Raw genomic sequence first — 24540 nt, forward strand, 5'->3', positions numbered from 1 at the left:
TGACAGGGTCCTCTGCTCGAGGCTTGGCGTAGAAGCCGTACAGATGATCAAGCGTAAAGAGTTCGGTATGATGGCCTGCTTGAGGACGCCTCATATCAAGACTGTTCCTCTCAAAGAAGCCGCTGTTAACAGAACTGTGGAGGCGGACAATCCGGTTGTCCAGTCCGCAAAATCAATAGGGATTTCATTTGGCGACTGATCCTGATCCGTTTGTTCTTTAGAACATCGAAAGGCCGTATCTAACTTTTTGAAGGCTGGAAGTCACATAGACGCAGCTGGACGATCTTGAACATTTCTCCCCTGTTTATGACGGTCGGCGTTACGACAATATCGTAAACTCCCTCTCCGTTTTCAATTTCCTTAAACTTCTCCGACATGCTGAATCCTATGCCATCTATCACCCTGTCCTTATAACTAACCTCGAATCTGATATGCTCCTTTTCACGGCCAACCAGATACGGCTTGCTGACAAACGACACCCCCTTGATCAAGAATTTTGGATAGGGGTATTGCGGACCGAAAGGGCCAAGTTCAAGGATATCTTCAACCGATTCAAGATAAAGCTGATCCAGCGTCGCAACCTTATCTATCTGCATGACCTTATCAGTCGGCTCTATCGGCAATCCTTCCGCGGCAATTTTGATAAACTCATTTTTGAAGGTCTGCATATTCCCGACATTCAGCGCCAGACCTGCTGCATACTTGTGTCCGCCAAAATGGAGAAGAAGGTTCCGGCAGCGCGACAAGCCTTCATAGACGTGGAATGTTGGGGTACTCCTAGCAGAACCCTGGCAAATGTCACCTTCGATATTAAGCAGTATAGTTGGCAAATTATATCGTTCTACGACTTTTGAGGCTACTATTCCAATGACCCCCTGGTGCCACCCTTCCGAGGCAAGCACGATAGCCTTGTCCTTTTCAAGATCGACTTCCGATTCTATCAACGCCACAACCTCTCCAAGAATCCTCGCCTGAAGGTGCTGTCTTTTGGAATTCTCATCATCCATCATTTTCGCGATCTCCTTGGCATGGTTCTTATCCTCGGTGGTAAGGAGTTCGACGCCGAGACCGGCATTATGAAGCCTTCCTATAGCATTCAGCCTCGGTGCGAGGAAAAACCCTATATCCGTGTCTGCTATCGGCCTTGTGCCGAAATTTCCAAGGTTCATCAAGGCCCTTAAGCCTACCTTTCGGCTTTTCGCCATCTCCGCAAGACCAAGTCGTACCAACAGATGATTTTCGCCGATTAAAGGAACCATATCCGCAAGCGTTCCCAATGAGACAAGATCCAGACTTCTTTTGAGGTTCGGCTCGTTTTTCCTGTCAAGAATTCCTTCCTTGATGAAGGTATCCTTCAAGGCGCAGATTAGTTTGAACGCTATACCGACACCGGCAAGATGTTTAAAGGGATATCCGCATTCCGGCATTGACGGATTCAGCAGTGCACACGCGTTTGGAAGCGTCTCGGATACCTGGTGATGATCTGTTATTATTACGTCCAATGCAAGCTCGTTTGCCAAACCCACCTCTCTTACCGAAGTGACTCCGCAATCGACGGTTATCAGCAGATTTGCCCCTTCTTCGGCAATCTTTCTGATGGCTGCTTCGTTCAGTCCATATCCTTCATCGACCCTGTGCGGTATGTAATAGGACACATTAATGCCGAGGTGTTTAAAAAAAAGCATGAGAAGCGAAGTCGAAGACATGCCGTCGACGTCATAATCGCCGAAAATCGTTATCTTCTCCTTGTTTCGCACGGCCCTGGAGATCCTTTCCACCGCCCTATCCATTCCGGATATCAGAAACGGCGAATGAAGATCGTCAAAACCTGAATAAAGGAATTTTTCCGCTTTTTCGACAGTATCGATGCTCCTGTTAATAAGTATCCTCGCAACCAGCGGATTGAGATGGAGCTTGTTTTCAAACTCGGCTTGAACACCCTCATTTCCGGAGAGTATTTCCCAAGTGAAGTTCGTGTTAATAGCCGTCCGCCTTGTCGAACTGCCTCAGAAGGCGGTGTTGTACATCAAGTATCTCGCCGTTTTCACAAGGCAAATTATTAAAGAGGATGGAAAAGGCAAGTATATCTCCTGAATCGACCGGATAAAAGCCGGAAAGCGCACTCACGCTATTGAGAGTTCCAGTTTTAACCCTTATTGTTTTATTAGTGGATACCATCCTCTCCTCCACGGATCCATCCTTTCCCATAAGAGCGAGCGATGTGATGAATTCCGGCCCATATTCCCATTTTTTATACGCATGCTCAAGAAGATGAACTATAAGCGAGGTTGTAAGCCTGTTTTCCCTGGCAAACCCGGACCCGTCGTAGATTCTATATGAATCACTGTTGAATCCCATATTTCCCAGAAACTCCTCCACCCTCTTTACCCCATCGGATTGAGAACCGGGCGCGGCAACCGACTCGGCGGATATTGTTTTCAGAATATGTTCAGCCATGAAATTGTTGCTGTATTTATTCATGAAGGCAACCTGGTCGAAAAGCGGCTTGGATTCGTAAATGAACAGGCTCTTTGATTCTCCCTCTGGAAGATCATGAACCACCCCTCCGCCAAAAGTAACTCCCGACATGCTGAGAAAATGGATGAATGTCATACCAAAATATTCTAATGGATACTTCACGGAGCGGTAATAGATAAGGTCTTTGCTCTCGGAATGGATCTGTCCACCTACTACTACGGTTTCGCCGCCACCCTGTCTCTTTTTAAAATCAAGTGTAATTTTACTTCTACCCCTGTTTACGACCCGGACATTGTTTATCAGGCTGAAATATGGCGAATCCGGACTTAGTGATACTACGGCCTTCCCTCCTGTTTGTATCGGCGGAAAAATTGAAATCGCGAAACTGTTAAAGTTGAATGATAGCGCCCCTATCGGCGCTTCGTATGCGCGTCTTTTACTGGATGGTTTCCAGCCCTTTGGGAAAGGAACCAGTTCAAAATAGCTCTCATCAAGTATCAAATTCCCGGTTACGCGGTTGACCCCCCTTTTCTTCAGCTCATTCGCCATAAGGAAAAGGTCTTCGATAACGATGTGCGGGTCACCTCCCCCTGAAATAATAAGGTCTCCATTTATTACATCTCCAACTCTCGTGCCTGTATGGGAAAAATGTGTTTTGAAAATGTAATCCGGCTTGAGTATTTCCAGAGCCGCTATTGAAGTCACAATTTTCATTGTGGAAGCAGGTACCATTGGAAGATCGGGCGCTTTCGAATAGAGCACTTTCCCGGTGCCAAGTGACTTAACAAGCATTGAAACAGTGGCGGATTCAGTACATTGATTCGCCAACACCTGGTTGATCCTCTTTTCAAGAAGAGACTTTTCTTCTCCATATGCGGGAAAAGATAAAAGCAGTATCCATAACAAAATTGCCAAATGTCTCATTAAAGCCCTCTGTCTCCAAAAATATACCTGATAACAATAAGCGCCATCAGGCCTCCAACCGAGTTTATCAGTATATCATTCATATCGAAATACCGGTTCGGCAACATGAATTGAATTCCTTCATCTAGTATGCCGAATAACGTAGTGAGAACAGCCACCGATATAAAAAGACGGAGTCCGTTTAACTTGAATCTCAAAACGGCGAAGAGAAAAATCCCCAGAACGGCATATAAAGCGATGTGCAGGATTTCTGCGGGAGCGGAAACGGAATCTATTATCGACAGGAAAACCAGACACAAAAAGATTGATGATAGCCAGAACGAAATATTTCCATATCTTCCGGCTTTCACGGAGACATAAAGCAAGAGAGGGATTGAAATAACAAATGGGGCCGCTATGAAATGGCCAAGAATGTCTTTTTCCGAAAGCCATGATATGAATTTGGGTGTTTCAGAAAGTGTGCCATACAAAAGAAGGATATATCCAAAAGTTATCCAAACACCCCGGTTGAATGACTGAAAAAGATTTACCCGAATCACTTATCTAATCCCAACTCCCCGTAACATAATGCCGAAGCGTCCAAATACCGTTCATCGAAACAAATTATCCGATATGCCGGTAATTTTTCCATTACAGATATAGCGGCTGCCATTTCCTGAAATGCGCCTGACTTCCGCTTCCCCATTTTAAAAGAGGACTCTTTGCCGCTTCTTGGCGGCAAAGAGCCGTTGTAAACAATCAGTTTTCTACTTCTCTCTGTTCTTTTTGCTGTATTGCGAAGGCAACCCGGCCCCCAGCTTTTTCCTGCTTCAATAAATTCACTCGCTTAATCGCACTTGGAATAACCGCAAGAACGGCAGTAAAAGCAGCCTGAAGCGTACTCCATACCTGAACCGCAATCGGGGCAGGCCGCGGCTGTCGCAATTGCGGATGCCGGCGACGAGCCGTTTCCATTACCTTCGGCGGTCTTTGGCTTTGCTGTGCTTTCTTGAACGGCTACCGGTTTCACGTTATTGGAGAACTCCTTTTTATGGTGTCGTTCAAGCGCCTTGCCGATCGCATCAGCACAGCTAAGTATCCTCCCTCCGTTGTCCCAAATCGGCTGATGACAGGAAATATTTCGCAGTTGTTTGATCACGTCTTCAACGTCTATTCCCGACCGGAGGGCAAGGGAAACCAGCCGCCCTATCGTCTCTGTTTGTGACGCAGCGCATCCCCCGGCTTTTCCGATCTGTGTGAAAAGTTCAAACGGATTCCCGTCTTCATCCTCATTGACTGTCACATAGATGTTTCCACATCCTGTCGGTATCCTCTGTGTGCTACCTGTGACCACATTCGGCCTTGGCCTCATATGTTTATGCTGTTCAGCTACCGCCGAAACGTCATCCTTTTTACCGGATGTCGTCGCGCCGGTGGAAAGAACCTGCCCGTCTCTGGAACCATCTCTGTAGATCGTTACCCCTTTGCATCCGAGATGATAGGCGAGCATGTATGCTTTCTTTACGTCTTCCTTCGTAGCGGAATTCGGAAAGTTTACGGTTTTGCTCACAGCGTTATCCGTATGCGCCTGGAAAGCCGCCTGCATTCTCAAATGCCACTCCGGTGAAACTTCATGGGCCGTGACAAACACTCTCCTTACATCAGCGGGCACTTCCTTAAGCTCAGATACCCCGCCGTGATACGCTACCTTCTCCATCAATTCCTTGGAATAGAAGCCTCTTTCTTTCGCTACTTTTTCAAACAGCGGATTTACTTCCACCAGCTTGTCGTTGTCCATAACGTTTCGTATATATGAAAGCGCAAAAATCGGCTCAATACCTGATGAGGAGTTACAGATTATTGAGATCGTGCCAGTGGGGGCAATCGTTGTGGTCGTGGCGTTACGCATCTTACCGTTGCTTTTCGATGTTTTCTTTTTATCGAAAATACTCCCTTTGAAATTCGGAAACGAACTCCTCTTTTCAGCCAGCTCCTCTGACGCCTTTTTCGATTCGGTATTGATGAAACTCATTATCTCTTCTGCTGTCTGTATCGCCTTGTCGGAGTTATATGCTATCCCGAGCTGTACCAGCACATCTGAGAAGCCCATTATTCCAAGCCCGATTTTCCTGTTGCCCCTGGTCATATCCGCGATTTTCTTTATCGGATAGTTGTTCATGTCGATTACATTGTCGAGGAAATGGACAGCTTCATGCGTAACCTCTTTCAAGGCGGTGTAATCGATCTGGCCATTCTTCACATATTTCGAGAGATTTATGGAACCGAGGTTGCACGACTCGTAAGGGAGTAGCGGCTGTTCTCCGCACGGATTCGTGCTCTCCATCTGCCCCAGATGTGGGGTTGCGTTGTCCCTGTTTATCCTGTCGATGAAGATGATCCCTGGATCCCCGTTCTTCCACGCGCATGAGACTATGGAGTCCATTACGTTTCTGGCGTTCAGAGAGCGCTCCCTTTTCCCGCTGGTCGGATCGATAAGATCATAATCCCTCCCCGCGTCTACGGCCTCCATGAATTCGTTGGTCAGGGCGACGGAAATATTGAAATTGGTAAAGGTCTTGCCGTCCATCTTGCAGGTTATGAAATCCATGATGTCAGGATGATCGACCCGGAGGATCCCCATATTCGCACCCCTTCGGGTTCCACCCTGCTTTACCGATTCGGTTGCCGCGTCGAAAACACGCATAAAGGAAACAGGCCCTGATGAAACTCCGTTCGTGGAATTTACCTTGCTTCCAACCGCTCGTAGCCTGGAAAATGAAAATCCTGTACCCCCTCCGCTTTTGTGGATAAGAGCCGTGTCTTTAACCGCTTCAAATATGGATTCCATAGAATCTTCAACGGGGAGAACAAAACAGGCGGAAAGCTGTTGAAGTTCACGCCCAGCATTCATCAGAGTTGGGGAGTTCGGCATGAACTCAAGGTTTGCCATCATCTGGAAAAACCGCTCTTCAGTTGCCGAGAGGTCGGCGTCTTTGTCGTAATTCAGATCTGCTTTGGCAATGTTGTTAGCAACTCTACGAAACATGTCTACCGGCTTTTCGATGACCTTTTTGCCTTCCAAGTCACGCCTCAAGTACCTTTTTTCCAGAACTTTTATGGCATTTTCAGAAAGTTCTTCACCGGTTACAATCGCTCCACTCGTCCCTTTTGTTTTAGACTCAACATTCATTGCCACCCATACCCCCTTGAAAATATTCCCTTAATTTTATTTTATACCCAACGACCTAAAATCACCATATCTTGTGTTCTGACATAATTAACACCACAACATATTGTGCTGTCAATTATTTTTTATTTCGCTTTTAAATTCAGTAACATAAATTTTTCAAAGATATTTGCAAAAATGGCTTGAGGAGCAATAGTGGATGTATCATCCTATTTTTCTGATAGTTACAGGAATATATTCTTTAAGAAAGAAAAAATGCAGAATTTTTAGGATTTTGGGCCGAAAATAAGTGACTTTTGAAGTTACTGCTATTTTTTTGTAACTTTATCTGCTTCCATAGTGGCGAATACTCGCAACCCTTTATAGGCCTTTATCTGCCTTTCCCAGCCGATATACCCGATAAAACTCATCCTTACGTTATGGACTCCATCCCTCAAAGGTACCTGCACAGGAGTGCTCCCGACGTAGAGCCCGTTTATCACCAACTCCGCGTTTGGCGGATCAGACTCGAAAAGGATGTTTACCCTTTTTTCGTTCATTGCCGCGTAACGAACTTCAACCTTATCCCCGCTCTTTCCGGTTCTGGAATCGGATGGTTGCATTACCTCTGAGATCGGCACCATCTCCTCATCCTTCTTCTTTACCGCTTCGTCGGCAACAGGCTCGATAACCTCTTCCTCTGAAAGGTCTATTCTCTTCATTTCATCTTCGCCATCCAGAGGATTTATCATGTCCGGTCCTCCGGCAAACGCCGCGACAGAGGATAATAGAAGCGCCATAAAAACTAATGTTACTTTGGTTTTCAACATATCCGGTTCTCCCTAGAAAGGCTCAATTTCTCGTAAAAGGTTTTCGATTTCATCAGACATCGCCAGTTCATAACTGAACGACGAGATTATCCTTGGTGAGTTGATATCTATCAGGCGGGCATTTATTATCAGGGCGTTAGTTGTCGCAACGTATGTCCCAGCAAGGATCGATTTCGCCTTGGTCTGCTTTGCAAGTTCGGAAATATTTCTTGTCAGTATCAGCTCTCCGACCGATTTTTTTATGAATAAATCCTGTGAACGCCTCACTTCCACTACATAGAATCCGTTCTTATTCATATAGTGCAGGAGCTTCTCCGCCATAAGCCTGCCGAAAACAGAACTTTTATCCAGGTCGTTCAGGTTTACAAACGTAGTAATGATAACCGGTTCACCTTTGAAATCCTTGTCCCTCAGGTTTCGGCTTAAAGCCTCTGAGAGCCTCTCTTCTCCAAAACGGTCTGGTACGAGCTTTATCTCCTTCTTCGCTCTTGCTGACAACTTTGGCGAGTTCTGGTCAGTGCCGAGATTGTCCAGCGAGGCGCACCCGGCCATGTACGGAACAACAACGAGCATCAATAGGAATAACTTTTTCATATTAATAACCTTCAACGTTCTGACTGATCCCTATTCTGGCTACATCCTTTTCGAACAGCGATTCAATGAACTTGTTTTCCGGATCGATCTTCATATCAATGCTCCCCGCCGAGATGATCTCCTGGCTTTCAGGGATCACCATGCGTGTGTAAACTTTCACTTCGTCGCCGGTTTTCCTGTATGTTCCGAGGACAACCACATTGGCTTTGTAGTCCCTCCTTATATCTTCTATCTCATCGGACAAAACCGTGCTTCCGATGTTCGGCGTGACCATCAGTTCCCTCGATATTCTAGCTTCTACTACCTTTATCCCGCGTTTGGTCAGCTCTTCTATCAGGTTTTCGCTCACGTATCTGCCAAAGCTGTTCGTGCGGTTCAGATTGTCCAGATCGACGTATGTTGTCACCAGTACTACCATATCGTTCTCGTCTTCAGAAAACTTTTCCAAGATCCTGTAGGACAATTTCTCAATATTGAGCGAGAGCTTTTTCGAAGGCGAGTCGCGCCTGTCGTCTATCGATTCGCGAATCACTATGCTGTTCTTCCTGGCAAAGCGATCAGCTCCCGCCTTAACCTTTTTTTCAAAAAGCGGCGAAACAAGAGGGCCGAGAAATTCATCGTCCGCGATCCTCAAGAGTTGTGAAGCGCTGGAAACTACCTGTCCGTCGTCCGCGCCAAGAAGCATCGCATTCAATAAAAGGTCGCCGCCTACCAGGGTATAACTCCCTACCAATATGAGATCCGCCCTCATTTTCGAGCGGAGCACCTTGAAATCGTTAGATAGCGCAAAGAATCCCGCGTCATCCTTTACGAATATATGGTTTGTTTTCCTCAAGTCGTAAACCTGGAAGTTCTGTTCGGCAAGGCCTATCTGCATCTGCTCAGCGCAAAGTTGCCCGAACACCTCCGCCTTCCCGTATTCGCCAACCGGGAGGAATGTGGTAATAACAACCTTCGTTCTTTCCGGGAGCCTGTCTCTCAACTTTTTCGCAAGACTCTGCGACATCATCCGCATTCTTGATTCGAAGTTTTGGGCATATAACACCTTTGATTTATCAACCTCCGGGGCTGCCTGCATTGGGGCTATCTCTGCCTGCGGATCGCTTCCGAAAGACGCGCATGAAAAGGAAAGAAGCGCCAACGCCAAAAGGATGTTTATTTTTTTCATTGCGAAAAGCCCATCGGTCTAAGGGTTACCACCGTACCGGTCTCAACGTCTCCGATATCCTTTACGTTTATCAGCGCTTGCGCGAATGCGTCCTCTTTCAGCATGAATGTCGCCGTTCCGACTGATATGATCCTTGAAGTATCATGATCGAGCATTCTGATATGTATCGTCAAAATATCCTGAACGTGACTGTATGTACCAACTACTACCGCATCGGATCGGTACTTGTTCAGCAGGTCTTTGCCTTTTCTCGTGAGATGAAACTCACCCTTGTTCTCCATGAAAAGGATATTTTCCGCCTGGCGTATCTCGTATACCCTGTAACCGGCTCTGTGGGCCTCGTGGATCAATCTCTCGGAGACATACCGCCCGAACCTGCTTGTATTGTCGAGGTTATCGAGATCAACTATCGTTGTAAATACCATCGACTTCATTTCAGGATCGTATTCCTTAAGATTTGTCGTTATCTGGCTCGAAAGGAGATGTATCTTGTGATTGAATTCAGTTGGGTCCGACGCAATCTTTTTTATTACCGGCTCCGGCGTATTGACAAATGTCTCTGCTGGCGCAGTGACCGTCGGCTCTGTATTTTGTTCCGCTGGAGGAGCCGAAACATCAGTTTCCATCGGTTTCTCCTTGGAGGCGCAAGAGAATGCAAGAACAGCTACTAATGGCAAAAGGAGCAAACCTCTCCCAAAGATAGTTGCCATAAAAGAGCGTACAGATTCAGTCATTTTCCACCTTCTTGTGAATTCTGATTAATTCAATGTTTTTCCATAACTTACATATCATTTCGGTGTTTTATTAAAAATACTTAATAGAGAAATCCGATAAGTAACACATTAATTATATTAGCCAAACTGCTACAATTCCCCTCCCCGGCCATACATCATTCGCGCTGATGCTGGGTTGCCGGAACTCCACTATCTGGATATATTGACTTATTTATCAACATATTACAATCATATACAAATCCCAAACGCGGTTTCGCGGAAATATCCAATTCTTTTTTTATCGGTATTTTAAAGCTGAAAAGAAACATCTTTTCCGGCAAATTTCTTCCGATATAAAAGAAATGCATGATTCGAGCCTTAAATAATCGTAGGATTTCCACTATGAACGGTAACGGAATAGTCGATGCTCACCTCCATATTTCTGAAACAGGCAAGTGGATAAGCGACGGATACGACGCCTCGCTCAGCAGACTCACAGCGGAGATGGAAAAAGTGGGGATCCGATACGGCGTCATCCTTTCGCTCTCGTCGCTCGACCAGAATGATTTCGTAGAGAAGGTCTGCCGCGATAGTGGCGGGAAACTCTTCGCTCTGGCAGGATACAATCCGCAGAGAGACAGTCTTGAGCAGATAATCCCCTACCTCAATAAAAAGGGGATATTCAAAGGTATAAAGCTACATCCCCGACGGGACAACTTCTCTCCCCATGATGAAAGATTGACCCCTCTTTACGAGGAGATTTCAAGGCGTGGCGCAGTTATAAATTTCGACGCCATGGCTCATACCTCCCATCTCCCTATGGACGAGATACGGCCTTCCTCATTCGACAAACTGGCAAAAAGGTTTCCCGATCTGAAAATGATCCTTTCACACTCATGCGTACCCTGGGTTATGGAAGCCTTTTTCACCGCTAAATCGAATAAGAACGTATTCCTTGACTGCTCATTTATCATGGACAAATTCAAAAACTCTTCCGTTTTCACCGACCTGCTGTATACCGCCGAACATCTCGACAGGAAACTGATCTATGGCTCCGATTTTCCCGAGAGGTCGATATCCGGCTACCTCTCGTTCGCGATGGAAAGTTTCGGAAAACTTTCCGAGGAGAAGCGGTCGAACATCTTCAGCAGGAACGCGATAAACCTATTTGAACTCGAATGAACAGAAGAACGGTAATGGTGCTCGGAGGGAACCTCTATTCGGAGCCGTCGGTTCAATCGCTCAAGGAAGCCGGTTTCAGGATCGTACTGGTAGACGGCAATCCTGATGCCCCATGCTTTAAACATGTCGATGCAAGGGGTGATTTTTCCTTTCGGGATATTGAAAGATGTCTGGAGCTTGCAAAAGCTGAAAATATCGGCGCAGTGCTCCCAACCCACGACCGCGCTGTGGTTCCTTCCGCGCAAATCTCGAAGCAACTCGGCCTGAAGGGCCCTTCGCCGGAGGCGGCGGTCATCTCGGTCAGCAAAAGCAAAACACGGCAGGCATGGAGCAGGGCACAACTTCCGTCACCCGATTTCCTTGTTGTGAAGAGTTTCGAGGAATTCAGGAGCGGCGTTGCAAAAATAGGATTCCCTGCCATCTGCAAGCCGACAGACGATGTCGGCGGCGGCAGTAGAGGAGTTATGAAAATGGATTCCTCTTCAAGCCTGGAGGAGGCATACGGATTTGTCACCTCTTTCGGGGAAAATGGCGAGGCGCTTATCGAGCCGTTCTATGAAGGGTTCGAGCACAGCGTAGAGATACTGATGCGCGACGGGAAAGGGACCGTTCTCATGATCTCCGACAAAATCCAGACCCCGCCGCCATACAGGGTTGGAAAAACGCTCATATACCCTTCCAGCCGCTCTTCGGAAATTCTGGAAAAGATCGGAAAGACCGCAGTTGAGTCAGCCCTCGCGGTTGGCCTTACAGACGGCGCCGCTCATGTCGAGCTTGTATCTATGGAAAATGGAGAGATAATCCTGTTTGAGATCGGCCTTCGGTGCGGCGGAGGGGCAATACCCCACCCTGTCTGCACTGCCGTAACAGGCGTAAACCAGTTTGTAGAATTCGCGCGCATCCTTCTTGGAGAGAGCAACAGTTTCGCTCCCGAATTGAAAAAACATGTCTGCTGGCACTTCATCACAGCGAAACCGGGGAGACTAAGGGAAATAGAAGGCTTTGAGACCGCCTCACAAGGTGACGGGATAATAGCTTCCGGCCTTGACGTCTCGCCGGGAGATGCTATCAATCCTTTAAAAACTTCTCGAGAGAGGCTTGGATATTTCGTAAGTGTAGGGGATACTGGCGACATGGCGTATGAGGCCGCGAAGAGAGCGGAAACTAAATTGAAATTTATATATGAAGATTAGGGCATGTACAAAATAAAGATCAAAAAAGAGAAACACAATTTTTCGGCGGCGCATTTCATCACTTTCGAAAATGACTGTGAATCGCTTCACGGCCACAACTACTACACATCGCTTGAAATGACGGGAAGCCTGGATGAAAACGCTTATCTGATGGATTTCCGCAACCTCAAGAAAGAACTTTCACTGATCTGCGACCGGCTCGACCACAAGGTTCTGCTTGCCGCAGATAATGTCCATCAAAAAATAACGAAAAGCGGCGGTGAATACGAAGTCATTTTCAACGGGAGCAGATATGTCTTTCCCACGGATGACGTAATAATGCTCCCTATCGAAAATACCACTGTGGAAAAACTCTCGGAGTTCATCTGCCAAAGCATGGTCGAGTCGCTGAAGGCAAAAGGTGGGCTTGTAAACGTCTCCAGCATTGAAGTCGGTGTTGAAGAAACCATCGGCCAGATGGCTTCATTTAAAATTTCATTTGAATGACCGACCTCCCGGCTTCGCGCCAAGACATGAGAGCGCATGAATTACCGGCTATTTTTTTATTATTGAGGGCTTGATACCTATATCCAGCGGCTCAATGATTTTCTTCTTGCCGCCCAGATCTACCTTCTTGTTTTTTTTCACAGGATCATTTGCCACATTTTCGGATTCGACCTCTGTCTCATTGCTCCGTTCCGTAACTGACCTTTGGTAGGGAGGTTTCTGACGCTCGGCATCGGATGTTTCCCATTCAAAGGCTGTCTCTCCGACTATTGAATAAACCCGCAGGCGGTATACCTCCAGACCTGCGATATCATCATCCCGGTTAAAAGTTATGCGGTATATCGATTTCCAGTCTGAAATAAACGGGAAGAGGTGCGCGTCAGGGATATTCCTTAACTTCAGTTTTACAATTCTCCTTGGTTCTACGAGCTTTCCGTCCCTACCTACAAGTCTGATACTCCATATGGAAGACCTGTTTGCAAAATCGTCCCACTTCCTTTCAGGAGTGTAAAATCCGGCTATGAAATCTATTTCACGCTCGTCTTTCACCTGAATATGCTTTATCTCCTCCTCGTATTCCTGATCGTCGAGCCTTTTTTTGCTCTTCATCTCATCCAGATAGCCTCTACGCAGATCGGATGAATACCAAAGAACGTCTCCTACCAATACCGTATCAAGATCACGGTATATTTTCGACGTCCGCGTGTACGACTTCCCCAGAGAAATAACGTCTTCCTTTTTTAGTCTGAAATCAATCTTCGTGCCGGAACTGGAACAGCCTGCGTAGAGAGGGAAGAGTAAAACCGCCATAGCGACGCTTTTGAATAACCGGGAGATATATCCTTTTGTCATTGTTAAAATTATAGGTTGTTCGGTGGCTCTGTTCAAACTGCTAAACATCATCCTTCCAATCTAGCGCACATTCAGGGTCCTCGCGCTCACGGCTCAGCCTCAATTATCTTTTTCATAGCATCCAGGGCTTTCTTCCTGTGCGAAATCGAATTCTTCTTCTCAGACGGCATCTCGGCGTATGTTATCTCGTAGCCATCCGGTATGAATATGGAATCCCAGCCGAAACCGGTATCCCCGGACGGCTTGAACGCGATACTGCCTGGAACCTCCCCGCAGGCAACCTTCACCTCTTTCCCGTTATGAAGCGCCACATAGCACTGGGCTACCGCCCTTCTATCCTTTTCATCCCCAAGCATCTTCAATATCCCTTCGTTATGTACCGCCTCCTCGAACCACTTGATAAGCGCACCGGGAAGACCGTTCCATACATTGATAACAAGACCGCTGTCTTCCACAAGCAGGGGTGTTTTCAGCTGTTCATAAGCCTCTTCCGCCTTGTGGCGGACCGCTTCGGCTACGCTTATGGTCTGAATCTCGTGAAGTTCTTTTGCCTTCCCCTGGGCGATATCGATCCCGAGGATCTGCCTCGCTTCCCGAAGCTTGTTCTCATTGCCGGTCACAAGGATAAGTCTGTTAAACATGGCGATTAGGTTACCCCTTAACGCCTGAAAGCGGAAGTGGAAAAAGGGTGGATAGCGCCCGATAAACCGATCTATAACTAATCCTCTTCAATCACCTCAAGATCTTCGCGGGGGGCGCCGCAGGCGGGGCATTTGTCGGGAAGTACCTGACACCTGTCGTCACTGCACTTCTCAAGATGTCCGCACCGGGTACATTTCCATACTATGGGGGATAATTCTCTTTCCATGATACTTTCTCCTGTCACTTGGGTATAATGGCCGAACCGGTTTCTCCTTTTATTTTAACACATGGCAAACGAAAGTTTGACACGGCATACGGGGACAATCTAAAATCCCGAAAATATCGCGTTTACCAGAGGTTTACATGATAGAAAGCCTGAAAGTACTAGTACTGAACAACAGTTTCGAGCCGCTGCACTTTTGCACTGCGCGGAGAGCCATTACGATGGTTTACGCCGGCAGGGCCCAGCAGGTCGAGAGCGACGGCATCATGTTCCACTCATTCAGCGCCCAGCTCGCCTGCCCCACGGTTATAAGGCTGAACAGATACATCAAGATCCCCTACAAAAAAACTGTCCCTTTCAGCAAGAAGAACGTCCTGAAGCGTGATCATCACACATGCCAGTACTGCGGACAGAAAAAGGGGGAGCTTACTATCGACCACATACGCCCCCGCTCGCTCGGCGGCGAATCAAGCTGGCTGAACGTCGTCGCCGCCTGCAAGGCATGTAATACCAAAAAAGGGAACAGAACCCCTCATGAGGCCGGATTGGCGCTCAGCAGGGAGCCTTTCAAGCCTAAACATATGGCTCTCCTCTTCGAGCCACAGGCGGTCCCGGTGAGCTTTACAAACTCCTGGAAAAAATACCTCTCCGCAAATTTCTTCAATAACTGATCTCCGCCGCCATTCGGCGGTATAATTACCTGATGGAATTCAAGGTCGTATCGGATTTCGAACCCGCGGGCGACCAGCCGGACGCGATCGAAAAACTGACAGACAACATAAACAGAGGTGTTCCGCACCAGGTACTCCTCGGCGTCACAGGTTCCGGCAAGACATATACGCTCGCCAAGACCATTGAGCGCGTACAGAAACCGACCCTCATATTCGCGCCGAACAAGACGCTTGCCGCCCAGCTATACAACGAATTCAAGATGTTCTTCCCCGACAACGCCGTCGGATACTTCGTAAGCTATTACGACTACTATCAGCCGGAAGCGTACATCCCGAAAACAGATACCTTCATCGAGAAGGACTCCGCCCGCAACGACGAGATAGACAAGATGCGCCACGACGCCACCCGCTCCCTCCTCGAACGGCGCGACACGATAATCGTCGCATCGGTCTCCTGCATATACGGCATCGGCTCCCCGGAATCGTACTATGGAATGCTCATACGCCTCGAAGTGGGGCAGAAAATGGAGCGCGACGACTTCATCACCCGCCTTGTCGATATGTCGTACAGCCGGAACAACATCGATTTCAAGCGTGGCACATTCCGTATCATGGGGGACACGGTAGAGATATTCCCGATATACGAATCGGACGAGGCGATACGCGTAGAATTCTTCGGCGACGAAATAGACGCCATCTCCCGCGTCGACTCCCTCACCGGGAAGGTCATACAGAAACTCCAGCGCGCCCCGATATATCCGGGGAGCCATTACGTCGTCCCGAAACAGACATTGGACAAGGCGATACATGACATACGACAGGAGCTTATACATGTCGCGGAAGATCTGCGGCGCGAAAACAAACTCCTCGAACTGCAACGCCTGGAACAGAGGACGATGTTCGACCTCGAAATGCTCAAAGAGACCGGCACATGTAGCGGCATCGAAAACTACTCACGCTACCTCTCCGGCAGGAAAGCTGGGGAACCGCCCCCCACCCTGCTCGACTACTTCCCACCCGACGCGCTCCTCGTGATAGATGAAAGCCACGTCTCGACCGGACAACTGCGCGGGATGTATAACGGCGACAGATCGCGCAAGGAGACTCTCGTGAAGTACGGCTTCCGCCTCCCCTCAGCACTCGACAATAGGCCGCTGAAGTTCGAGGAGTTCGAAAGCGATCCCAAGCAGAGGATCTACGTCTCCGCCACCCCCGGCGATTACGAGCTGGTGAAGTGCGAAGGGAAGGTCATTGAGCTTCTCGTCCGCCCGACAGGATTGATAGACCCGGAGATAATTATCCGCCCGGTAGCTGGGCAAGTAGACGACCTTGTCCACGCTATCAAGGAACGGACGGCGCGCGGTCACAGGACCCTTGCTACCACCCTTACCAAGAAGTTCGCCGAGGATCTCACCGATTACCTGGCAGGTGTGGAGATCAAGGTGAAGTACATGCACTCCGATATCGACACGCTGGAGCGCACGGAGATAATACGGGAGTTCCGTCTCGGGGAATTCGACGCGCTCGTCGGCATCAACCTCCTGCGGGAAGGGCTCGACCTGCCGGAGGTCTCCCTCGTTGCCATACTCGACGCCGACAAGGAGGGTTTTCTCCGCTCGGAGACGTCGCTGATACAGACTTCTGGGCGTGCCGCGAGGAACACGGCGGGGACGGTCATCATGTATGCCGACAAGATCACCGGCTCAATGGATCGCGCCATTAAGGAGATGGAGCGGAGGCGCAATATCCAGATCGCCTATAACATCAAGCACGGCATCACGCCAAAATCAGTTATGAGCAAGATCTACGATACGATGAGCGCAAAGAGTGATGTGCTCCCGCTGGTTGCCGAGAGCGTGGCCGACTACCACTCAATGGACGAGATAAGGATAGAGATTACGAAACTCGAAGAGGAGATGAACCGCGAGGCGAAGAACCTGAATTTCGAACGCGCCGCCGAATGCCGCGACCGCATCCACGAGCTTAAAAAATTCCAGCTGGTGTAGCAACATAACTTGAATAATTCTAATAAACAAAAAGAAGACGAAAAAAAAGTATTCGAGCAATTTGCCAAAACAGCATCTTTCTCAATAATACCCGGTACATTAATCCAAGATGATCCGCCAAATCCAGATATCCAGTGTGAAATTGAAGTAATTGGCAAAGTTGAATTTGAATTAAGAGAGTTAGAAGATCAAGAATCAAGAGCTTTTTTTGCACATAGAATTGGCATTCAAAAATTACTGAGACAAGAGCATGACGAACTTCCGGAAGAACATATTCTAAAATCATCAAAAAGACTAAAATATTCCAACATCCGTATACGAATCAAAGATGATGTTACAGAGTATGTTTTCAGGAAAAATCTAAAATACCTTTGGACACTACTATCAGAAGTACCTGATGGGTATGAAGGCAAACTTGACATTAGAAAGAGTAGCGCACCAGTACTTTTGAATATACTTCATTTTGTTGAAGTCTTTACTGTTAAAAATGTGAATGGCCCAATTTTCTGCCCAGATTCTGCTACTTCGATAGGTGAACCTTCTTGGGATAAGGTATCAGAAAAATTTCACAAAACATATAACACTAAGCTTCCACTGGGATTACTTTTGCATTTGAATAATTATCCTGCGTTTCCTGATGATTCATGGATAAACAAATTTATAGAGAACATTCAAAACGAAATTTCCAATTCTCAATTTATAGCATGTTGGATTTATGACTTCAGGGAAAATGAAAAAGGAAACATACTTTTTAAATTAGTAAATCCACCATTTCAATAATATTTCCTAGTAAACCTTGAAAAATATCGACATATAATTACATTATATTTGTCGCTTCGCGTCAACCACAGGCGGGGGCGCCTGTACTACCAAGAATGGAAAGCCTTATCGCTTTTTCTCGAATTTTTCGCCGGGTAGGTTTTCAAAATCGGAGCCCTGCGTCCATCATGAACTATGCACCTGTCATTCCCGCGTAGGCGGGAATCCAGATTTTAATGTAATTGAATTTCGGGAAAACTTATTTTTTCGAAAAGAGAAAAAGTTACCAAATTGATTTGTACGATACAACAAGAGACGGTAGAGAAAGAGTTAAAGAACTGGATTCCCGCCTACGCGGGAATGACAAAAAAGAATTCTACTTGTCGCTTCGCGCCAATCACTGGCGAATGAAATAGGCGTGGCGATTTCTCCTTGCCTATAGCTGGAAGAATTCAGCGTTTCTTGATGTATTTAACGCCGGGGAGGTTTTCAAAGTCGGCGTCCTGCGTCCATATCGTTGAGTTGGTCGCTCTCGCGGTCGCGAGGATAACGCTGTCGGCAAGGGGGAGGTTCAGATCGGTTCCCAGCTTCGCCGCGCTTATGGCAATAGACGAATCAAGCTCGACGATTTTCCCCTGATGCATGGCCGCCATAACCTGAATTGCTTTATCTTCCCCGCTCTGTTGCAGGACTCGCTTGAATACTTCTGCCAGGCATATGGCAGGAACGATTAGTTTCGAAGTATTTTCTATCGGAGGGGCAAAAAAATCGGCGTTAGGCCCGTCGGCAAAATACTCAAGCCATCCGCAGGAGTCGACAAGATTCAAACCCTGTCCTTTTCTCTTTTAACCGACGTATTGATTCCCTTAACCAGACCGCGCAGGGTGGACATCTTCCTAACAGGTACAAACTCTATCCTGTCTTCATACCGAAAAACCTGCACCTTCTCTCCAGGCTTTATCCCCATAGATTCCCTCACCTCTTGCGGTATAACGACCTGGTACTTTGGTGAAACGGTAACAACAGTCATTTGACCTCCATCGATAAGCATACTGTAATACCAATATGCTATCGATAAAAGGGAGTAAACGCAAGAGGTTCTCCCGCATTCTCACAAAAAGCCTTGCGTTTTGGGGCGTAAGAACATATTTTAGGGGTATATATAGAATGGATTGTTCCGTTACCATACAAATACCTCAATTGCCGCAAGAGATAACGGAATCTATTGGATTCAGACAGACAATTTCAACCGATTTGGAGGAATACCTGATGTTTAAGAAGCTCTCCCTTTCAACCATGCTTATCCTGTTTGCATCCTCTCTTACTATTGGATGCGCCACAAAGGCGCTCGGAGTGAAGGCGGATTCCAGCTTCACCTTCTCAGCGATCACTGACGGCAAGATGGCTGTTGGCGGGGTAGTCTCTCTTTCGGCATCCAGCGAAGGGGATGAAACGAGCTTCGCAAACCTCCTTAGAACACAGCTCCTCGAACAACGCGAACAGTACACCGTCAACCCAGCTGGCGCAGTCGCGAACAAGGTGGGGAACGACGAATACAAAAAAATGCTCGACAATTACAGGAACAACGGCGCGCTTAGCGATGCGGAAATTAAAACGCTCGGTTCGAAACTGCAGGGGACGCGCTATGTAATATTCTCCCGTATCGAATCGGACGATACGACGAGGAACCGCTCCGAAAACGTAACGAAGGACAAAAATGGAAAGACGACAGGGAGGAAGATCAAATCCGAAACCAAAAGAGATGTAATGGCTTCATTCAACGTCTACGATCTTAGCAAGGGTACATCCGCATGGAGCGGCACGATGAAGACCTCCGACAAGAAGAACAAGACCTACGACGTTTCGAGTCTCGACACGATTGTCGATCTCGTAAGCGTGGTGAAGAATGGACAGGCAAAATCTAGCGATGACAAATACCCTTTCCCGGAGCCGCCAGCGCTCAACGATCTGCTGTCCGATATCTTCAAGGGATTCGCCAAGGAGCTTCCGAAGAAGTAGACAGCTAGAACTTCATGTAGACCGCCGCGAACGGACGCTGGTAATGCATCCCGAAGCGGAGCCACTCCTTGTAGGCGTAGATGAAGCCGAAATCGAAGTTCACGGGGGACTTCATCTCCGCGTTGTTCGTCATCAGGTATATCTCCGGCCAGTACGCGTCGTAGAATATCTCCACCATCAGCTTAAGGTTCTGCCTCGCGTCGGCGTCTATGGCTAGATATCCTCTCGGCATCGCCTCGTGCCCAGGGTAATGCGTAACGCTTCCGCCGATTGTGTAGTTGATCCTCCCCTGCTCCGATGCCCTAAGGTTCGACAACGTGTACGCCATGAAGGCTTCTCCCCATGGAAGATTGCTCTCCGAACTGCCGATCCAATCGGTATCTGACTCGGTTCCAACCGCAACCCACTGGTCGACCATCTCTCCGTTCGCTATCGGCATCCCGGTTTTTGGATCGTACCACCTCTCCACCGGCTTCAACTCCCATTTGTCGGGAGAGCCTCTCATGTAGAAATGCGCCCCGACGGCGAGTGCCGATTCCGAATTCATGTCGCCCCCTTTGTACAGCATGTACTTCGGGCAGAGGTTCAGTTCCCCGTTCGTATACCCTACCCAGCGGGACATTATCTGAAACCTTTCGGTAAGCCCGTACCCCCATGAGAAACCGCTGAAATAGAGAACGTTCTTTTCAAGAACATAACCTGTCGGATCCATAAACACATCAATGAGACGCTCCTTGCCGTAATACCAGCGCTCCTGGTCGTCCCTGCTTTCAGCCAATGGGAGAGTTTCGGAATCCTTAAAATCGATTCGGTCAATTTTATCCCTGGCGATGAATAGTTCCCCTATCTCCGTGCTTAACGTCAAACCTTCAGGCGTATCGTTGATGATTTTCCCTTTGACCTTATCGCCGCTTTTCAGCTTCACCGCCGCGAAGTTTGGGCGCAGATCATCCTTCTTTATCGGGATAAGGCCAAACTCGGTTTGGACTTTATAGAAGACATCGTCCTCGCCAACAATAGTGCCTGAAATTACGTCGCCGCTTTTGAGCGCAAATATCCTTTTGTTACCGGCTTCCGAATATCCTGACGCCAGAAATATCGCCAAAATCACAATTACAAATCTATTCAATGTCGCTCCCTGGCCCAAATGATATTCCACCCATCCACACGTTTGCATTCTTTTTTTATCGATCAAGGGAACATCTATTTTCCATATCCGGATGTCATTACCTTTAAGAGCTCCGGCCTGCCGGTGATGATGCCGTCTACCCCCATTTCGAGAAGCCTCTTCATCTCGGCAGGATCGTCTATCATCCAGACGACCACCTCCTGCCCAAGTTCATGGGCCGACTTTATGAAACTCTCCGTTATGACGGTTATCCCGCTGGATCGCCCCGGCACCTCATAGACATTCGACAACGGAGTGTGCGTATATCCCCACCCTATTTTGCTAAGGAGCACGAGCTTTCGGACTTCCGATGGTGAAGCCGATATTGCGATCCCCTCCCCCTCCCTGAGGAGAACATCGACAACGCTTTCGTGACTGCTCGCTATGATCACCCGCTCGGTCATCCCGGCCTTTCTTACAACTTCGATCACCTTCCTTGCCATATCCACGCTGTCAGGCTTTATCTCCATGTTGAAATGCGCCTGCGGAAAACGGTCGAATGCCTCGGCAAGTGTGCTGATAGTGATCCCTTTCCCTCTTAAAGGGGTGCCGCTCCCGCCGTCCGGCGTGAACCTGTAGGCAAAATCGAGTTTTTTCAGTTCGGCAAGGTTAAGCTTCTCTACTCTTCCAGTGCCGTTACTCGTTCTCTCAAGCGTTTCATCATGCAGAATTACTATCTCGCGGTCTTTCGTCTCCTGCAGATCAAGGTCAATGACATCCGCCCCGCTCTTTAGTGCGCGCTCGAACGCGTAGAGGGTATTTTCGGGCCAATGCGCTTTCCCCCCGCGATGCGCAAAGATCAGCGGTCTTTTAATATCTTTATAAATGTTTCGTTCCTGTACCTCTTCGGAACTGGCAACAGTGGAAGCCGCTGTAAGGCAGATGAGGATCCGGAGAAGAAACCGTTTGCCGAAAAGCAACCCGGGGAGGCTAATCCGCTTTGTTCTCAAAATGGGAAAATTTCAATCCGGCCTTTTCGGCAAGGCTTGCGGGGTCGAGTACCATGGCGGTGCTGCCGTCCCCAAGCGTCGTGATACCGGAGAAACCTTTCTCATCTTTCAGGTCGGTAGGAAGCGGTTTTAGAACTATCTCAACGTTGTCGATAAAATCGTCAACCACGAGGCCGTATCTCTCGCTCCCGAGCTTCAGTACCATTATCATCATGGCCCTCCCTTCGCCGCTGTATGGGAACGCGGGGAGATCCCTTTCAATACCTGCGATCGCTTTCAGCGGAAGGTCCGCCAGTTTTATTACCTGAAGGAACTGGCCTCGCCTCCTGATCACCGAATGGTCGCCGAATTTTTCAACCTGCACGGGGATATCCTTTGCCCGTATCCTTATCAGCTCTTCTAGGCTTGTGCGGGGTATCGCGAATGTCCGCCCCGATACCAGCACCAGCAACGCGGGGAAAATCGTCACCGTAAAAGGGAAAACCAGCTTGATGAGAGTTCCATGCCCGGCAACAGTGGTAATAACGGCGTTTTCCCTGCAATCCTCCACCCCTGTCTTTACTATTCCACCCTTTGCGAAAAGCGCTCCATTCTTCGCGGTGCCGTGAAAAACGACATCAAGGATACTCTCCCCAGATATTTTTTCAGCTTCCTCTTCGGTAATCTGTCCCTGCTCGACGGCTCTCCTCTTTACCTCTTCCAGGTCAAGCCCTCTTCCGTCGTCCTTTATCTCCACTACCAGCTGTTCGCCGTCGCGCACAGCTTTTACCGAGATGATGCCTTCGGTCTGTTTTCCGGCCCCCTCGCGTTCTACCGGCTTTTCTATCGAGATATCAGCCATCGTCCGCACGATGTTTGAAAGCGGCTCTGCCAACGTTTCGATAACCGATTTATCCAGCTCGATGCCTTCCCCTTCGGACTGAAACCGTATGTATTTCCTCTGCCGCCTCGCCCGTTCGTTCACGATGCGGGCCAGCTCATCATAGAGGCCGGCCATCGGGCGAAGCCTCGTCACGATTATTTTCTCTCGAAGGTCGCTCGTAACCGAATCTACCTGCTTCATGAGCGGCTTCATCCCGGGGATCTCTGCAAGAGGTTTTGAAAGTATGCCTAGTATTTCATCCTTCAAAAGGTTCACCTGCTCGGTGATGAAAAGCGCCTGCTCAACGCTCCCGGCTGAAGAGTGATCCCTTCCTACCTTCATCGCGATGTTTCGGGATATTCTCGCGCTCAGATCTGTCAGTCTGGCAGGAAGCGCGCCTTCATCGAGTATCTCGCTCCCTTTTCTGTTCATCTTGTTTACAAGCTGGTTCCTCGCCACAACAAGGTCGCCTGCGAGATTCATCAGTTTGTCGAGAAGCTCGCTTTCGCTCTTGCGGTTCGAATCATCGGCAACTGCCGTATCTCTCTCTGTACGCGCGGGAGCCGCGGCTCTTTTTTTGGCTATCCTCGGCAAATCGCTCTTCACGCTCTTTTTCTTTTCTGAGATCGATGTAGCGTCATCCTCTTGTCGGGGTGAGATTTCAAAATCCGACAGAGTCTTTGCTCCCCTTACGTTTTCTCCGTAACTCTCCATCAACTCGATATCCTCTTCTACTTGGATAGAGTCGGACCTCTCCGCCTTGTCGAGTAGCTCGCCTGTTTTCTTTACCGCGCGCATCAGTGTCTCTGTGAGGTGGTGTGATTTTTCTATTCTCCCCTCCCTTATTTTAGAGAGGAAATTCTCGAGGCAGGAGGCGAACTCGGTGATCCGCTTTTTCCCGATGAACGCGAACCCCCCCTTTATTGAATGGGTGGTTATGAATATCCTGTTTACAAGGTCGTCGGGAAGATCCTCCCCCTTGCTCCATATCTTCCGCATGTCGGATTTTATCGAATCGAGCTGTTCGTTCGATTCGACGACAAGCTCCTTCATGAACTCGGAGAAGTCGATCGTATCACTATTCATGAGCGAACTCCGAATGACATGCAGTCGCATCCTGCGACGCGCAAAAGCGCTCCCCTGCGATGTGAAAACTTACTGCGATAAAAATAACCGTCTCCTCCAAGCGGCATATCACGCGGATTTGCCCCTAAAACAACCAGATATTTAATGAGTTACGCTCATTAGAATAACATCGCACCAAATTTCAGGCAATCGTATTTTCCAAAAGAGTTAATATTGAACGGTACAACCTGTCGATCCAGTGCTGATCCTATTCACTGTTGCGGCATGGCGGGATTCTATATAATGTTACTCCGTATTTATAAAAAAGGTATAGTTACCGCCTGAACAGTGGAGAAAATCAACCGTAATGCAGTTTAAAAATGTTTCGATCGTCTCGCTCGGCTACGAATTGCCGCCGAACGCGGTCACAAGCGAGGAGTTGGAGAAACGGCTCTCCCCTCTTTACGAAAGGCTGAAACTCCCTCACGGACGGCTGGAGCTTATGTCCGGAATAAAGGAGCGACGATTCTGGAACAAGGGGGAGACCCCAAGCTCCATCTCTTCGCGGGTAGGGGAGAAAACCATCGCCTCTTCCGGCATACCAAAGGAG

General features: G+C 48.2%; 25 protein-coding genes. 9 read left to right on the forward strand and 16 right to left on the reverse strand.

Annotation, left to right across the window (positions count from 1 at the left end; genetic code table 11):
* Positions 1 to 199, forward strand: a 199-nt coding sequence (locus tag OEY64_11790; GenBank protein MDH5543632.1) for a 6-phosphofructokinase, incomplete at its 5' end; no start/stop codon positions are given.
* A gap of 40 nt (positions 200 to 239) precedes the next feature.
* On the opposite strand, the gene recJ is transcribed toward OEY64_11790, so the two are convergent.
* From recJ to OEY64_11830, 8 genes are all read right to left on the reverse strand, one after another.
* Positions 240 to 1898 (reverse strand): single-stranded-DNA-specific exonuclease RecJ, encoded by a 1659-nt coding sequence (gene recJ, locus OEY64_11795; GenBank protein MDH5543633.1) that lies wholly within the window; start codon positions 1896 to 1898, stop codon positions 240 to 242.
* 79 nt (positions 1899 to 1977) lie between these two features.
* On the reverse strand, positions 1978 to 3402 hold the full coding sequence (gene dacB, locus OEY64_11800; protein MDH5543634.1) for a D-alanyl-D-alanine carboxypeptidase/D-alanyl-D-alanine-endopeptidase: 1425 nt from the start codon (positions 3400 to 3402) through the stop codon (positions 1978 to 1980).
* Positions 3402 to 3941, reverse strand: coding sequence for a VanZ family protein (locus OEY64_11805; GenBank protein MDH5543635.1), 540 nt, complete (start codon positions 3939 to 3941; stop codon positions 3402 to 3404). Before OEY64_11805 ends, dacB begins: the two co-directional genes overlap by 1 nt.
* 287 nt (positions 3942 to 4228) lie before the next feature.
* Entirely contained in the window at positions 4229 to 6571 is a 2343-nt protein-coding gene (locus OEY64_11810; protein ID MDH5543636.1) for a vitamin B12-dependent ribonucleotide reductase, read from the reverse strand.
* Positions 6572 to 6876: 305 nt separating this feature from the next.
* On the reverse strand, positions 6877 to 7377 hold the full coding sequence (locus OEY64_11815; protein ID MDH5543637.1) for a PEGA domain-containing protein: 501 nt from the start codon (positions 7375 to 7377) through the stop codon (positions 6877 to 6879).
* 12 nt (positions 7378 to 7389) lie between these two features.
* Positions 7390 to 7971: a FlgO family outer membrane protein gene (locus tag OEY64_11820; GenBank protein MDH5543638.1), complete on the reverse strand. Its 582-nt coding sequence runs from the start codon at positions 7969 to 7971 to the stop codon at positions 7390 to 7392.
* A 1-nt stretch (position 7972) separates the two neighbouring features.
* The gene (locus OEY64_11825; GenBank protein ID MDH5543639.1) at positions 7973 to 9139 is read right to left on the reverse strand and encodes a FlgO family outer membrane protein; all 1167 of its coding nucleotides are present in this window, start codon (positions 9137 to 9139) and stop codon (positions 7973 to 7975) included.
* Positions 9136 to 9873, reverse strand: coding sequence for a FlgO family outer membrane protein (locus OEY64_11830; GenBank protein MDH5543640.1), 738 nt, complete (start codon positions 9871 to 9873; stop codon positions 9136 to 9138). Before OEY64_11830 ends, OEY64_11825 begins: the two co-directional genes overlap by 4 nt.
* A 381-nt stretch (positions 9874 to 10254) precedes the next feature.
* Here OEY64_11830 and OEY64_11835 point away from each other — a divergent pair, with 381 nt between their 5' ends.
* The 3 genes from OEY64_11835 to OEY64_11845 are packed head-to-tail and all read left to right on the forward strand — an operon-like array spanning position 10255 to position 12713.
* Positions 10255 to 11034 carry an amidohydrolase gene (locus tag OEY64_11835; protein MDH5543641.1) on the forward strand — a complete coding sequence of 260 codons (780 nt, stop codon included), beginning with the start codon at positions 10255 to 10257 and terminating at the stop codon, positions 11032 to 11034.
* Positions 11031 to 12227, forward strand: coding sequence for an ATP-grasp domain-containing protein (locus OEY64_11840; GenBank protein ID MDH5543642.1), 1197 nt, complete (start codon positions 11031 to 11033; stop codon positions 12225 to 12227). The genes OEY64_11835 and OEY64_11840 overlap by 4 nt, the downstream gene beginning before the upstream one ends.
* Positions 12228 to 12230: 3 nt before the next feature.
* The gene (locus OEY64_11845) at positions 12231 to 12713 is read left to right on the forward strand and encodes a 6-carboxytetrahydropterin synthase (protein MDH5543643.1); all 483 of its coding nucleotides are present in this window, start codon (positions 12231 to 12233) and stop codon (positions 12711 to 12713) included.
* 48 nt (positions 12714 to 12761) lie between these two features.
* Here the strand turns inward: OEY64_11845 and OEY64_11850 are convergent, their stop codons facing one another.
* From OEY64_11850 to OEY64_11860, 3 genes are all read right to left on the reverse strand, one after another.
* Entirely contained in the window at positions 12762 to 13601 is an 840-nt protein-coding gene (locus OEY64_11850) for a hypothetical protein (protein ID MDH5543644.1), read from the reverse strand.
* Positions 13602 to 13651: 50 nt separating this feature from the next.
* Positions 13652 to 14206, reverse strand: coding sequence for an RdgB/HAM1 family non-canonical purine NTP pyrophosphatase (gene rdgB, locus OEY64_11855; protein ID MDH5543645.1), 555 nt, complete (start codon positions 14204 to 14206; stop codon positions 13652 to 13654).
* Positions 14207 to 14283: 77 nt separating this feature from the next.
* Positions 14284 to 14433 (reverse strand): hypothetical protein, encoded by a 150-nt coding sequence (locus OEY64_11860; protein ID MDH5543646.1) that lies wholly within the window; start codon positions 14431 to 14433, stop codon positions 14284 to 14286.
* A gap of 218 nt (positions 14434 to 14651) precedes the next feature.
* Here OEY64_11860 and OEY64_11865 point away from each other — a divergent pair, with 218 nt between their 5' ends.
* Genes OEY64_11865 through OEY64_11875 form a run of 3 tightly spaced genes read left to right on the forward strand, consistent with a single transcriptional unit; the run spans position 14652 to position 17887 of the window.
* The gene (locus tag OEY64_11865; GenBank protein MDH5543647.1) at positions 14652 to 15101 is read left to right on the forward strand and encodes an HNH endonuclease; all 450 of its coding nucleotides are present in this window, start codon (positions 14652 to 14654) and stop codon (positions 15099 to 15101) included.
* 32 nt (positions 15102 to 15133) lie between these two features.
* Complete coding sequence (uvrB, locus tag OEY64_11870) at positions 15134 to 17107, forward strand: excinuclease ABC subunit UvrB (GenBank protein MDH5543648.1); 1974 nt, start codon at positions 15134 to 15136, stop codon at positions 17105 to 17107.
* Between the two features lie 9 nt (positions 17108 to 17116).
* Entirely contained in the window at positions 17117 to 17887 is a 771-nt protein-coding gene (locus OEY64_11875) for a hypothetical protein (GenBank protein ID MDH5543649.1), read from the forward strand.
* Positions 17888 to 18318: 431 nt separating this feature from the next.
* Here OEY64_11875 and OEY64_11880 read toward each other — a convergent pair whose 3' ends face one another.
* Positions 18319 to 18693, reverse strand: coding sequence for a type II toxin-antitoxin system VapC family toxin (locus tag OEY64_11880; GenBank protein ID MDH5543650.1), 375 nt, complete (start codon positions 18691 to 18693; stop codon positions 18319 to 18321).
* A complete protein-coding gene (locus OEY64_11885) occupies positions 18690 to 18896 on the reverse strand; it encodes an AbrB/MazE/SpoVT family DNA-binding domain-containing protein (protein MDH5543651.1) in 207 nt (68 codons plus the stop codon). Before OEY64_11885 ends, OEY64_11880 begins: the two co-directional genes overlap by 4 nt.
* A gap of 239 nt (positions 18897 to 19135) precedes the next feature.
* On the opposite strand from OEY64_11885, the gene OEY64_11890 reads away from it, so the two are divergent.
* Complete coding sequence (locus OEY64_11890; protein ID MDH5543652.1) at positions 19136 to 19885, forward strand: hypothetical protein; 750 nt, start codon at positions 19136 to 19138, stop codon at positions 19883 to 19885.
* A gap of 4 nt (positions 19886 to 19889) precedes the next feature.
* On the opposite strand, the gene OEY64_11895 is transcribed toward OEY64_11890, so the two are convergent.
* From OEY64_11895 to OEY64_11905, 3 genes are all read right to left on the reverse strand, one after another.
* Positions 19890 to 21014, reverse strand: a complete 1125-nt coding sequence (locus tag OEY64_11895; protein MDH5543653.1) for a hypothetical protein — start codon at positions 21012 to 21014, stop codon at positions 19890 to 19892.
* A gap of 74 nt (positions 21015 to 21088) precedes the next feature.
* Positions 21089 to 22003 carry a glycerophosphodiester phosphodiesterase gene (locus tag OEY64_11900; GenBank protein MDH5543654.1) on the reverse strand — a complete coding sequence of 305 codons (915 nt, stop codon included), beginning with the start codon at positions 22001 to 22003 and terminating at the stop codon, positions 21089 to 21091.
* Positions 21984 to 23951 carry a chemotaxis protein CheW gene (locus tag OEY64_11905; GenBank protein MDH5543655.1) on the reverse strand — a complete coding sequence of 656 codons (1968 nt, stop codon included), beginning with the start codon at positions 23949 to 23951 and terminating at the stop codon, positions 21984 to 21986. Before OEY64_11905 ends, OEY64_11900 begins: the two co-directional genes overlap by 20 nt.
* A gap of 346 nt (positions 23952 to 24297) precedes the next feature.
* Between OEY64_11905 and OEY64_11910 the strand changes: the two genes are divergently transcribed.
* A partial coding sequence (locus OEY64_11910; GenBank protein ID MDH5543656.1) for a 3-oxoacyl-ACP synthase III occupies positions 24298 to 24540 on the forward strand: 243 nt, incomplete at its 3' end.

The organism is Nitrospinota bacterium (assembly GCA_029881495.1).
Taxonomy (GTDB): Bacteria; Nitrospinota_A; UBA7883; order JACRGQ01; family JACRGQ01; genus JAOUMJ01.